Source organism: Rathayibacter sp. AY1C7 (assembly GCF_002931865.1).
Classification (GTDB): Bacteria; Actinomycetota; Actinomycetes; order Actinomycetales; family Microbacteriaceae; genus Rathayibacter.
In genome coordinates this window covers 1-12866 of record NZ_PSWB01000036.1, presented here as the reverse complement: position 1 = coordinate 12866, position 12866 = coordinate 1, and the positions used below count along the sequence as shown (strand labels likewise).

Genomic DNA, 12866 nt, shown 5'->3' with positions numbered 1-12866 from the left:
GGATCCGCCGGCGCGCCATCGAAAGGCACCCCCATGAAGTTCACCGACGGGTTCTGGCAGACGCGGGCCGGATTCACGCCCCTGTTCGCGCAGGAGGCGTACGACATCCGCACCGACGGCACCTCGCTCGAGGTGATCGCCCCGACCCGGGTCATCCAGGGCCGCGGCGACGTCCTCAACCGGCCGGCGCTCACGGTCACGGTGTCCTCGCCGGCCGAGGGGGTCGCGCGGGTGCGGATCGAGCACTGGCGCGGGACGGCGGTGCGCCCCGGCTTCGAGCTGGCCGAGGGCGACGTCGGAGCGGCGGAGGTGACGGAGTCCGGCGGCGTGCTGCGCACCGGCGACCTCGAGGTCCGGATCAGGCAGGGCGCTCCGTGGTCGCTGGAGTTCTGGGACACCTCGACCGGCACGCGCCTCACCGGGTCCGGGCACAAGGCGCAGGGCTACCTGACCGGACCGGACGGAGCCGCCTACCTGCACGAGCAGCTCGACCTCGGCGTCGGCGAGCTGGTCTACGGGCTCGGCGAGCGCTTCGGCCCCTTCGTGAAGAACGGCCAGACGGTGGACGTGTGGAACGCCGACGGCGGCACCTCCTCCGAGCAGGCCTACAAGAACGTCCCGTTCTACCTCTCCAGCCGCGGCTACGGCGTGCTCGTCAACGATCCCGGCCTCGTCTCGTTCGAGATCGGCTCCGAGGCGGTCGAGCGCGTGCAGTTCTCGGTCGGTGGCGAGGCGCTGGAGTACCTGGTGATCCAGGGCCCGACGAAGAAGGACATGCTGCGGCGCTACACCGGTCTCGCCGGCCGCCCCTCCGTCGTCCCCGCCTGGAGCTACGGGCTCTGGCTGACGACCAGCTTCACCACGAGCTACGACGAGGAGACGGTGAACTCCTTCATCGACGGCTTCGCGGAGCGGGAGCTGCCGCTGTCGGCGTTCCACTTCGACTGCTTCTGGATGCGCGAGTTCCAGTGGACCGACCTCGAGTGGGACCCGCGCACCTTCCCGGACCCCGAGGGGATCCTCGCCCGCCTGCACGAGCGCGGGCTGCACACCTGCGTCTGGATCAATCCGTACATCGCGCAGGCGTCGCCGCTGTTCGCCGAGGGGCGCGAGAAGGGGTACCTGCTCAGAACGGCCTCCGGCGACGTCTGGCAGTGGGACATGTGGGTCGCCGGCATGGCGCTGATCGACTTCACGAATCCGGAGGCGACCTCCTGGTTCCAGGAGAAGCTCCGCGTCCTCGTGCGCCAGGGCGTCGACTCCTTCAAGACCGACTTCGGCGAGCGGATCCCGTCGGAGGGCGTCGTCTGGGCCGACGGGACCGACCCCGAGGCCATGCACAACTGGTACACCCAGCTCTACAACCGCGCGGTGCACGAGGTGCTCGAGCAGGAGCTCGGCGAGGGCCGCGCGGTCCTCTTCGCCCGCAGCGCCACGGTCGGCGGGCAGTCGCTGCCGGTGCACTGGGGCGGGGACAACACCTCCTCCTACGTGTCGATGGCCGAGACCCTGCGCGGAGGCCTCTCGCTCGCGCTGGGCGGGTTCGGCTTCTGGGCGCACGACATCGGCGGCTTCGAGGGCACGCCCGATCCCGGAGTGTTCAAGCGCTGGCTCGCGTTCGGCCTGCTCTCCTCGCACTCGCGGCTGCACGGATCCTCCTCGGTGCGCGTGCCGTGGGCGTTCGACGAGGAGGCCGTGGAGGTCACCCGGCTCTTCACCCGGCTGAAGCTCTCGCTGATGCCCTACCTCTTCGCGGCGGGGGCGGAGGCGGCGAGCACCGGCGTCCCGATCCTGCGCCCGATGGCGCTCGAGTTCGAGGACGACCGCAGCGCCGCCCACCTCGACACGCAGTACCTGCTCGGGCACGACCTGCTCGTCGCTCCGGTGTTCACCGAGGACGGCACGGTCGAGTTCTACCTCCCGCGCGGAACGTGGACGAGCTGGTGGACGGGCGAGCGGATCGTCTCGACGGGGGAGTGGCGTCGTGAGGACCACGGCTTCGACTCGCTTCCGCTGTACGTGCGCGAGGGCGCGGTGATCCCGGTAGGGGCCCGCCAGGACTCGGCCGAGTACGACTACCTCGACGGGCTCGAGCTGAGGGTGTTCCCGGGACCGGACGGAGCGACGCCGGTCCGGGTCGTCGCGCACGACACGGGGGAGGAGACGGTCTTCACCGTGACGCGCTCCGGCGGCGACGTCTCGGTCGACGGCCCGGCCGGCACCTGGACCTGGGTCGAGGCCTGAGCGGCGCCCTCCTGCTGATCGAGCAGCGGGCGCAGCCCGCCCCTCGAGACCCCGGCCCCGCCCCCGGCTAGGCTGACCCCCGCAAGCAGAGGAGACCGCGGATGCCCGACCACGCGACGCGCGGCAACAACCTCGACCGCGTCAGGCGGCACAACCTCTCGGCGATCCTCCGCCTCGTGCACCGCGGCGGCCCCCGCTCCCGCTCGCAGCTGACCCGCCTGACCGGCCTCAACCGCTCCACGATCGCGGCGCTGGTCGGCGAGCTGGTGGAGCTCGGCATCGTGCGCGAGCGCGAGCCCGCCACACCGAACCAGGTCGGCCGGCCGAGCCCCGTCGTCGAGGCCGATCCCGGAGTCGTCGCGCTCGCCGTGAACCCCGAGATCGACGCCGTCACGGTCGCCATGGTCGGCGTCGACGCCGTCGTCCGCCGCCGCATCCGCCGCTCCGCCTCCGTCCCCACCGCCGAGGCCGCCGCCCGTCTGGCGGCCGAGGCGGTCGCCGAGCTGCTCGCCGAGCTGCCCGAGGAGACGCGGACGGTCGGCATCGGCGTCGCGGTGCCCGGCCTCGTCCGCGACGCCGACGGCCTCGTCCGGGTCGGCCCGCACCTCGGCTGGGACGACGAGCCCTTCTCCCGCATGCTCGCGGACGCGACCGGCCTGCCCGTCCTCTCGGCGAACGACGCCAACCTCGGTGCACTCGCCGAGAGCGTCCTCGGCGCCGGCCGCGACGTCTCGCACCTCGTCTACCTCAACGGCGGCGCGAGCGGAGTGGGCGCCGGCGTCATCGTCGGCGGCGCGCCTCTGCACGGCATCGACGGCTACGCGGGGGAGATCGGCCACACCCTCGTCAACAGCGCCGGCATCGACTGCCACTGCGGCGCCGTCGGCTGCCTCGAGACCGAGGTCGGCCGCGCCGAGCTGCTCACCGTGCTCGGCCTCGACGAGAGCGAGCGGCTGGAGGAGGCGCTCGCCGCCTCCGAGGACCCGGCCGTCCGCGCCGAGGTCGAGCGCCAGCTCGGGCACCTCGCGGTCGCCCTGCGCAACGTGATCAACGTGTTCAACCCGCAGCTCGTGGTGCTGGGCGGCTTCCTCGGGGCGCTGATCGGAGTCGCGCCGGGGTTCCTGGAGGAGCGCCTGGGCCGCGGCGGCCCCTTCCGGGTCGCGCTCGACTCCGTGCGCATCGTGCGGACCGAGCTCGGCGCCGATCTGCTCATGCTGGGCGCAGCCGAGCTCGCCTTCGAGCGCCTGCTCGCCGACCCGCTCGGCACTCCGCTCCACCCGGTCTGACCCGACGGCGGGCCGAGGGGTGGCGCCACTGTCCGACACGTGATCGAATTGATTCGACCGAGCGGCGTGGAGCCGACGAGGTCCGCTCCCGAGCCGAGGACGACACCGGCCGCACCCCTCCCTCCCACCCCGCTGCGCCCTGCGCAGGAAGGCACTCCGTGTCCACTCCCGCCTCGACTCCGACCGCCTCCCTCCCGGTGCACCGCCACCCGGGCGACGCCCTGACGGCCCGCCAGCGCCTCGTCTACGTGATCGTCCTCGGCTCGCTGACCGCCCTCGGGCCGTTCACGATCGACCTCTACCTGCCGGCGTTCCCCGCGCTGCAGAGCGAGCTGAACGTGTCGGAGGCGGCGGTCCAGCTGACCCTCACCGGCACGACCCTCGGCTTCGCGCTCGGCCAGCTGGTCGTGGGCCCCTGGAGCGACGCGGTCGGCCGGCGCCTGCCGATCCTCCTGGCCACCTCGCTGCACGTCCTGGCCTGCGTCGGCGCGGCGCTCGCCCCCGAGATCGTCACGCTCGGCGTCTTCCGCTTCCTGATGGGAGCCGGTGCGGCGGCGGGCGGCGTGGTCGCGATGGCGATGGTCCGCGACCTCTTCGGCGGACGCCCGCTGGTGCGGATGCTGTCCCGGCTCGCCCTGGTGTCGGGCCTCGCGCCCGTGCTCGCGCCGGTCATCGGCTCGCAGCTGCTGCTGATCATGGACTGGCGCGGGATCTTCGTCTTCCTCGCCGCCTACGGCGTGCTGGTCGTCGCGGCCGTCGGCCTGCTCGTCGTCGAGACCCGGCCCCGCGCCGCCCGACACGAGCGCGAGCACCGCTCGCTCGTGCAGCGCTACCGGGCCGTCCTCAGCGACCGCGTGTTCCTCGGAGTGGCGGTGATCGGGGGCATGACCTTCGCCGGCCTGTTCACCTACCTCTCCAGCTCCTCGTTCCTGTTCCAGGGCCTCTACGGATTCGACGCGCAGCAGTACGGGCTGCTCTTCGCCGTGAACTCGCTCGGCGTCGTCCTCGGCGTGCAGGCGTCCTCCTACCTCAGCCGGAGGATCGGGCCGCAGTGGATCCTCGCGATCACGACGCTGACGCTGTTCACCTCCGCCGGCCTGATCGCCCTCTTCGACGTGCTCGGGCTGGGGCTCTGGGGCACGCTCGTCCCGCTGTGGTTCTTCATCGCGTCCTGCGGCTTCAGCTTCCCGTGCGTGCAGGTCCTCGGCCTGGTCAACCACGGCCGGGAGGCGGGGACGGCCGCGTCGCTGCTCGGAGCGGTCAACTTCGGCACCGCCGGACTGCTGTCGCCGATCTCGGGGGTCTTCGGCGCCGGCTCGGCCGTGCCGATGGCCGTGGTGATGATGGCGACGGCGACCGTGTCGATCCTGGCGCTCTGGCTGATCGTCCGGCCGAGGAGCGTCCCGGCGCTGCAGGACTGAGCGCTCGTCTCCGGGTCCCGGCGGTCCGGCACGCCCCGCTCCTGCAGCTCCTCCCGGGTGTTCGGGCCCTCGCTGGATCCGCTCCCGAGCGCCGCTGCTACAGTCCCCTCCCATGTCCTCCCGCGACTCCTCCGCCCTGCTCGCCGAGCTCTCCGACCCCGACCGCGACGTCCGCCTCCGTGCGGCGATGACCCTGGGCGAGCTCGCCGAGCCCGCCACCGCCGAGCCCCTCGCCGCGCACCTGTGGGAGGAGCCGGACTTCTTCGTCCGCGACGTGCTCACCTGGTCGCTCGGCCGCCTCGGCTCCGCCGCCGTCCCCGTCGCCCGCGAGGCGCTCGGCCGCGAGCCCCGAGTGCGCACGCAGGCGTTGCACGTGCTCAGCAAGATCCTCGACCCGGCGACGCTCGACGACATCGCCCCGCTGGCCGCCGACTCCGAGCCCGCCGTCGCCGCGAAGGCCCGATTCGCGCTGGGCCGCCTCGGCGACGAGCGCGCCCTGCCGGTCCTGCTCGGCCTGCTCGGCGACGACGACGCGGAGGCGCAGAACGTGCTCACCGACGTCCTCGCCTCCTTCGGCGCCGCGGCCGTCCCCGGTCTGGAGCAGGCCCTCCGCGAGGGGTCCGCGCCGGTCCGGCGTCACGCCGCTGCCGCACTCGGCTACCTGGGCGACGACGCGCGTCCTGCCGTCGACGCGCTGGACGGGGCCGCCGGCAGCGACGACTCCGCGCTCGCGGTCTCGGCCGTGATGGCGCTCGGCTCGATCACCGGTCCCGACGCGGCCGCCGCCCTCGAGCGGGCCTCCGCCTCGGACGACTCCCGCGTGAGCGCCGTCGCCGCGCGGCTCCTCGCCCGCTCCTCGGAGCCGACCCGGCTCGACGCCCTCCGCGCCGCCCGCCTGGCCCGCGCGGCCGGCTGAGCCGCGCCGCGAGACCCCCGCGGGGGAAGGCCGGCCATCCGCACGGCCGGTCGAACCGTGCCACGAACCCGGCGCATGGACGCCGGGCTTCCGAACGGTCGGCCGAGCCGCCCCGCAACCCCCAGCGGGGGAACGCCGTGTGACGGCATCATGTCCGGATGGATCACCGCGACGACCGCCTGTCGACCGAGCCCGGAATCGCGCGCCCCGACGCCGTCCAGCGTGCGCGGATGCGCGAGCAGGTGCCGTCCGACGACGTCGCCGCCCGGCTGCTGACGAAGGAGGCGGCCCACCGGGTCTCCCGCCGCTGGCCGCTGATCTCCGCGTCGCTCGCGATCCTGCTCACGGTGCTCCTCGCCGTGCTAATCGCCTTCCGCCCCACCTCGGCTTTCCGCTTCGACGTGGAGTGGATGGACGAGATCGTCGAGCACCGCTCGCCGGTCTGGGACATCCCGGCCCTCGTCATGAACACGGTCGGAGCGGGGCTCGTCGGCACGACGCTCATCCCGCTCGGCATCGTCGCCGTGCTGCTGGTGTTCCGCAGGCGGTGGGCCGCGCTCTACTACGCGATCGCCGCGCTGGTCAGCGTGGGCGCCACCCAGCTCGTCAAGGAGCTGGTGGGACGCGCCCGCCCGGCCGACATGCTCGTCACCAGCGACTACGGCTCCTTCCCGTCCGGCCACACCGCCAACGCGGCGACGACGGCGATGGTGCTGGCCCTGGTGTTCCCGCTGCTGTGGGTCTGGATCGCGGGCTTCCTCTACACCGTGGCGATGATGGCGAGCCGCACCTACCTCGGCGCCCACTGGCTGAGCGACACCGTCGGCGGCCTGCTGCTCGGGATCGGCGTGGCGCTCGTGGTCTGGGCTCCGCTCGCCGGCCGCCTGCGCACCGAGGCCGAGCTCCCGCACCCGCCGATCTGGATCCGCCGCACCACCTGACCGGCGCAGTTCTCTCCGCGCGAGGGCTTCGAGGCCCCGAGGATCGGCGCCCGAGGAGCGCGGAGGCTCGCCGATCAGCCGAAGGCGGCGAGGGAGTCGAGCTCGTTGAAGGTGTAGACGTGCAGGCCCGCGAGGCGGTCGCCCGCCGCCGCTTCCAGGCGCGCGACGAACGCGGACGGGTCGAAGCGGCGTCCGCGGAGGAGCCCGCCGGCCACCGAGGTGCTCCGCTTCAGGAAGCCGAGCGAGGAGCCCACTCCGATCCGCGCGCCCAGCGTCAGCAGCCGCGAGCGCTCGACCGGCCCCGGCACGCCCGCCCACAGATCGACCGTGATCCCCGTCGCGCGGAGCCGATCGGCGTAGCGGACCACCGCGTCCACGTCGAAGCACATCTGCGTGACGATCGAGCGGATGAACGGAGCGCGCTCGCGCAGGTGCCGCTCGATGCTCTCGTCGGAGAGGTGCGGGTGGCCCTCGGGATAGCCTGCGATGTCCAGGGCCAGCCCGGGTGAGATCTCGCGGGCGTCGCGGATGAGCTCGAGGCTCGTGGAGTAGGTGCCGGCCGCCGAGGACGCGTCGCCCGAGATCACGAACGCCTCGTCGATCCCCGCCTCGCCCATCCGCCCGAGGACCCGCTCGAGTGCGGCGCGGCCCTCGACGTTCCGCGCCGCCAGGTGGGGCACCACGCGGAACCCGCGCCCGGCCAGCGCGACCGCGCAGTCCACGGTCCGCTCGGTCCCGTGCTTCGGCAGACTGGTCACGGTCAGCGTCACCGCGGAGGGGTCCGGGAACGCCCGTGCGGCGCGCTCGCCGATGTCGTCGGCCGGGATGATCTCGAAGCGAGCGCGGGTCATCGGCCCAGCCTGCCACGCGGAGCCGGAGCGGCGCGGGTGGTGGCCGTAGCCGCACGAGTGTCGGAGGGGCGCCCTAGCCTGGAGCCGATCGCCGCCCGGTGGTCGCGGAAGGAGTCGCGTGTACCTGGAGTCCGGCCGCGTGGTCACGAGCCCCACCGACCTGTCGAACTGGGCGGCCTGCGAGTGGGCGGTCCTCCGCCGGTTCGACGCCCTGCTGGGCCGCGCCCCGCGCCTCGAGGCCGAGAAGGATGGAATGCTCGAGCGCACCGCGGTACTCGGCGACGAGCACGAGCACCGCTTCCTCGCCGAGCTGAAGCGCACGCACGAGGTGCTCGAGTTCGAGCGCCCCGAGCCCGCCGGCTACCCCGCGGCGGCCGAGGCCGCCGTCGAGGCGATGCGCGCCGGGGTCGACGTGCTCTACCAGGCCACCTTCTTCGACGGCGAGTTCCTGGGCTTCTCGGACTTCCTCCTCCGCACCGCCGACGGCGCCTACGAGGTCTACGACACCAAGCTCGCCCGGCACGCGAAGATCCCGGCGCTGCTGCAGCTCGCCGCCTACGCCGAGCAGATGCAGGCGCGCGGCATCCGCGTGGGGGAGCAGGTGCACCTCGTGCTCGGCGACGGCTCCGTCACCAGCCACGAGCTGGCCGTCGTCGCCCCGGTCCAGCGGGTGCAGCGCGCCCGGCTCCGCGCCGTGCTCGACGAGCGCCTCGCCGCCGACGAGCCGCTGGAGTGGGGCGATCGGCGCTACCCCTCCTGCGGACGCTGCTCGGTCTGCGCGCCCGAGGTCCAGGCGCACCGCGATCCGATCCTCGTCGCCGGGATGCGGCTCGACCAGCGGGCGAAGCTGACAGCGGCCGGCGTCCTCACCCTCGACGCGCTCGCCGAGCACGACGGCCCCGTCCCCGGGCTGGGCGCGGGCACGCTCGAGGGCCTGCGCGCCCAGGCGCGGCTGCAGCTGCGGTCGGAGTCCTCGCCGGTGCCGGCCGTCGAGGTGATCGACGCCTCCGTGCTCGCCGGGCTGCCCGCGCCCGATCCGGGCGACCTCTTCTTCGACTTCGAGGGCGACCCGCTCTACACCGAGGACAACCGCGAGTGGGGCCTCGACTACCTCTTCGGCATGGTCGACGACCAGGAGCGCTTCACCGCGCTCTGGGCGCACGACCTCGCGGCCGAGCGCCGGGCGCTCCTCGACTTCCTCGCGCTCCTGCGGGCGCGCCGGGCCGAGCACCCCCGGATGCACGTCTACCACTACGCCTCCTACGAGCGCAGCCACCTGCTCTCGCTCGCGCTCCGCCACGGGGTCGGCGAGGAGGAGGTCGACGCGCTCCTGCGCGACGGCGTCCTGGTCGACCTGTACCCGGTGGTGCGGCGGGCGCTCCGCGTGGGCTCGCGCAGCTACTCGCTCAAGAAGCTGGAGCCGCTCTACATGGGCGAGGAGGAGCGCGATGCGTCCGGCGTCACGAACGCCGCCGACAGCATCGAGATGTACGTGGAGGCGCGCGCCGCACAGAGGGCCGATCCTGTCGAGGGGCAGCGCGGGCTCGACCTCGTCGCCGAGTACAACGCCTACGACTGCCGCTCCACGCTCCGCCTGCGCGACTGGCTCCTGGAGCTCGCTCCGCCGCGCGAGGAGCTGCCGCCGCTGCTCGAGGTCGAGATCCCCGTGCCCCGCGAGCCGCACCCGGTCGCGGTCGCACTGCTGGCGCAGGTCGAGGGGATCGAGCCGCGCGAGCGCACGGCCGACCAGACCGCGCTCGCCCTCGCCGGCGCGGCGATCGACTACCACCGCCGCGAGGCCAAGACCTTCTGGCAGGAGCACTTCGACCGCCTCCGGCAGCCGCTGGACGAGTGGGCGGACACCCGCGACGTCGTGATGATCGACCGGGTCGAGGTCGTCCGCGACTGGGCGAAGCTCCCGCGCGCCCGCACGCAGTCGCGCGAGCTGCGGATCCTCGGCCGGCTCGCTCCCGGCAGCCGGCTCGGCACCGGCTCGTCGCCGTACCTGGTCTACGAGGCCCCGGCGCCCCCTGGTGCACCCTCGCCCGGTCCCGGTCTGCGCGGCGCCTCCGAGCGCTCCGAGATCCTCGCGGTCGACGACGACGGCGAGCGGATCGTCCTGCTCCTCAAGGAGGGCCTGAAGGCGGGGGAGGATCCGCACGACGACGCTCCGGTCGCCCTCGCCCCCGCGCCGCCGCCGCGCGCCGCGCCCCAGCCCGAGGCGATCGCGGAGTGGGGCGGCGAGGTCCTCGACGCGCTGCCCGCGATGCTGGCCGACCCGGCGCTCGACGTCCTCCGCCGCGTGCCGCCAGGAGCCGTCGCTCCGGTGCAGGGCGACGACGTGATCGGCGCGGTCGTCACCACTCTGCTCGGACTCGACCGGGCGACCCTCGCCGTGCAGGGTCCGCCCGGCACCGGCAAGACCTACGTCGGCTCCCACGTGATCGCACGGCTGGTGAACGAGCACGGCTGGCGCATCGGCGTGGTCGGCCAGTCGCACTCGGTGGTCGAGAACGTGCTGAGCGCCGTCGTCGGCCGCGGCGTCGATCCCTCCAGGGTGGCGAAGGTGCCCAAGAACGGCACGCCGCCCGAGGCGCTCGCGGCGGCGCCCTGGGCGCCGGTGAAGAACGCGGCGGCACTCACCGCGGTCCTCGAGGAGGGCGGCGGCTGCGTCATCGGCGGCACCGCCTGGACCTTCGCGAACCCGGTCACCGTGCCGCGCCGCTCGCTCGACCTCCTGGTGGTCGACGAGGCCGGGCAGTTCTCGCTCGCCCCGACGATCGCGTCGGCCGTCTCCGCCCAGCGCCTGCTCCTGCTCGGCGACCCGCAGCAGCTGCCCCAGGTGAGCCAGGGCGCGCACCCGGAGCCGGTCGACGAGTCGGCGCTCGGCTGGCTCGCCGACGGGCACGACGTCCTCCCGCCGGAGTACGGCTACTTCCTCGCGCAGACCCACCGGATGCACCCGGCGCTCTCCGACGCCGTCTCCGAGCTGTCCTACGAGGGCGCGCTGCGGTCGCGGGCGCCGCAGGTGCGCCACCTCGAGGGGGTCGAGCCGGGCGTGCACTCCGTCCCGGTCGAGCACGCGGGCGACACCACCTCCTCGCCGGACGAGGCGAGGCGCGTCGTCGAGATCGCCCTCTCCCTCGTCGGCCGCGCCTGGACCGACGAGCACGGCGAGCGGACGCTGACCGCGGCCGACGTCATCGTCGTCGCGCCCTACAACGCCCAGGGCGGGCTCCTCCGCACCGCCCTCGACGCCGCGGGCCTCGAGGAGACGCCGGTCGGCACGGTCGACCTCTTCCAGGGCAGGGAGGCGGTGGTCGCCATCGTGTCGCTCGCCGCGTCCTCCGGGGCCGACGTCCCGCGCGGAATGGAGTTCCTCCTCCTGCCCAACCGCCTGAACGTCGCGGTCTCGCGCGCGAAGTGGGCGGCGTACCTGGTGCACTCGCCGGCGCTCGCCGCCTCGCTCCCGACCTCGCTGACCGGCCTCGGGCACCTCTCCGGCTTCCTCCGCCTGCTCGAGCGGGGGGAGCGGGCCGCCCCGTGACGGATCCGGTGGCCTCAAGGCGCGCTCCGCTCCGATTCCGTCGGTGCTCGGCATGGTGGACGACGCGATCCGTCGGTACGGTGTCCCCATGAGAATCCTCCTGGTCGGCGCCGGCGGCGTCGGCGACGCCTTCGCGAAGATCGCCGCGCGCCGCTCCTTCTTCGAGCAGATCATCGTCTGCGACTACGACCTCGCTCGCGCCGAGCGCACGGTCGCCTGGATCGCGGAGCGGCACGGTGCCGACGACCGCTTCGTCGCCGCGCGGATCGACGCCTCCGACGCCGAGAACGTCGAGACCGTCGCCCGCGCGCACGGGGCGACCCACGTGATGAACGCCGTCGAGCCGCGCTTCGTCCCGACGATCTTCGCCGGAGCGCTCGCCGCCGAGGCCGACTACCTCGACATGGCGATGAGCCTCTCGCTCCCGCACCCCGAGCAGCCCCACGAGCTGACGGGGCTCAAGCTCGGCGACGAGCAGTTCGCCGCGGCGGAGGAGTGGTCCTCCCGCGGCCGCCTCGCCCTGGTGGGCATGGGCGTGGAGCCGGGACTCTCCGACGTCTTCGCCCGCTACGCCTCCGACCACCTCTTCGACGAGATCGACGAGCTCGGAGTGCGCGACGGCGCGAACCTCGTCGTGCACGACGCGGACGGCCGCGAGATCTTCGCTCCGTCCTTCTCCATCTGGACCACGATCGAGGAGTGCTTGAACCCGCCGGTGGTGTTCGAGCGCGACCGCGGCTGGTACACCACCGCCCCCTTCTCGGAGCCGGAGGTGTTCGAGTTCCCCGAGGGTATCGGCCCGGTCGAGTGCGTGAACGTCGAGCACGAGGAGGTGCTGCTGATGCCGCGCTGGCTCGACGCCAAGAAGGTCACCTTCAAGTACGGCCTCGGCGAGCAGTTCATCGGCGTCCTGCGCACCCTCCACCTCCTCGGCCTCGACAGCACCGAGCCCCTGCGGGTCCGCTCGGCCGGCGGTCCCGTCGAGGTCTCGCCGCGCGACGTCGTCGCCGCCGCCCTGCCCGACCCCGCCGGCATCGGCCCGCGGATGACCGGCAGGACCTGCGCCGGCCTCTTCGTCTCCGGCACGAAGGACGGCGCCCACCGCGAGGTGTACCTCTACCACGTGAGCGACAACGAGTGGACGATGGCCGAGTACGGCACCCAGTGCGTGGTCTGGCAGACGGCGCTCAACCCGGTGGTCGCGCTCGAGCTCCTCGCGACCGGCGTGTGGACCGGCGCCGGAGTGCTCGGGCCGGAGGCGTTCAGCGCCGACCCGTTCCTCGAGCTGATGGCCCGCCCCGAGGCCGACGGCGGGTACGGACAGTCCTGGCACGTCCGCGAGGACTGATCGGCGCCGCCGACCTAGGCTGAGCCCATGAGTGACGACGACGGGCTCGCCTCGGCGAGGGACGAGGCGCGCGCAGCCCTGGAGGCCGCCCGCCGACTGCAGGCGGAGGCCGCCGAGGCCCTGGCGCGAGCGGAGGCGGCGGCCGCGGCGCTGAACGCGGCGGCCGGCCCGGAGGAGGCGGAGGCCGTCGCGGACGACGTGCGGCTGGTGGCGGCGTCGGGGAGCGGAGCGGAGCAGTCCGCTGCTCCCGTTGCCCCGGACGCCGTCGATTCCGGTCCGATCGTTCCGGATGCAGATGCTCCGCCCACCCCC

At 73.8% G+C, this 12866-nt stretch carries 9 protein-coding genes; 8 read left to right on the top strand and 1 reads right to left on the bottom strand.

Annotated features, from left to right (window positions below):
* Positions 1-33: 33 nt before the first annotated feature.
* The 5 genes from yicI to C5C69_RS15380 all read left to right on the top strand — a co-directional run bounded on the left by yicI (position 34) and on the right by C5C69_RS15380 (position 6808).
* Positions 34-2244 carry an alpha-xylosidase gene (yicI, locus tag C5C69_RS15400; protein ID WP_104258265.1) on the top strand — a complete coding sequence of 737 codons (2211 nt, stop codon included), beginning with the start codon at positions 34-36 and terminating at the stop codon, positions 2242-2244.
* A gap of 101 nt (positions 2245-2345) precedes the next feature.
* On the top strand, positions 2346-3530 hold the full coding sequence (locus C5C69_RS15395; protein ID WP_104258264.1) for an ROK family transcriptional regulator: 1185 nt from the start codon (positions 2346-2348) through the stop codon (positions 3528-3530).
* 158 nt (positions 3531-3688) lie between these two features.
* The gene (locus C5C69_RS15390; RefSeq protein WP_104258263.1) at positions 3689-4951 is read left to right on the top strand and encodes a multidrug effflux MFS transporter; all 1263 of its coding nucleotides are present in this window, start codon (positions 3689-3691) and stop codon (positions 4949-4951) included.
* Positions 4952-5063: 112 nt separating this feature from the next.
* A complete protein-coding gene (locus C5C69_RS15385) occupies positions 5064-5867 on the top strand; it encodes a HEAT repeat domain-containing protein (protein WP_104234526.1) in 804 nt (267 codons plus the stop codon).
* Positions 5868-6025: 158 nt separating this feature from the next.
* Positions 6026-6808: a phosphatase PAP2 family protein gene (locus C5C69_RS15380; protein WP_244229597.1), complete on the top strand. Its 783-nt coding sequence runs from the start codon at positions 6026-6028 to the stop codon at positions 6806-6808.
* Positions 6809-6882: 74 nt separating this feature from the next.
* Here the strand turns inward: C5C69_RS15380 and C5C69_RS15375 are convergent, their stop codons facing one another.
* Positions 6883-7659 (bottom strand): methylenetetrahydrofolate reductase, encoded by a 777-nt coding sequence (locus tag C5C69_RS15375; protein ID WP_104258262.1) that lies wholly within the window; start codon positions 7657-7659, stop codon positions 6883-6885.
* Between the two features lie 118 nt (positions 7660-7777).
* On the opposite strand from C5C69_RS15375, the gene C5C69_RS15370 reads away from it, so the two are divergent.
* From C5C69_RS15370 to C5C69_RS15360, 3 genes are all read left to right on the top strand, one after another.
* On the top strand, positions 7778-11206 hold the full coding sequence (locus tag C5C69_RS15370; protein WP_104258261.1) for a bifunctional RecB family nuclease/DEAD/DEAH box helicase: 3429 nt from the start codon (positions 7778-7780) through the stop codon (positions 11204-11206).
* A gap of 88 nt (positions 11207-11294) precedes the next feature.
* Positions 11295-12554 (top strand): saccharopine dehydrogenase family protein, encoded by a 1260-nt coding sequence (locus C5C69_RS15365; RefSeq protein ID WP_104234533.1) that lies wholly within the window; start codon positions 11295-11297, stop codon positions 12552-12554.
* A 27-nt stretch (positions 12555-12581) separates the two neighbouring features.
* Positions 12582-12866: hypothetical protein (locus tag C5C69_RS15360; protein ID WP_374953580.1), on the top strand; the 285-nt coding region annotated here is incomplete at its 3' end.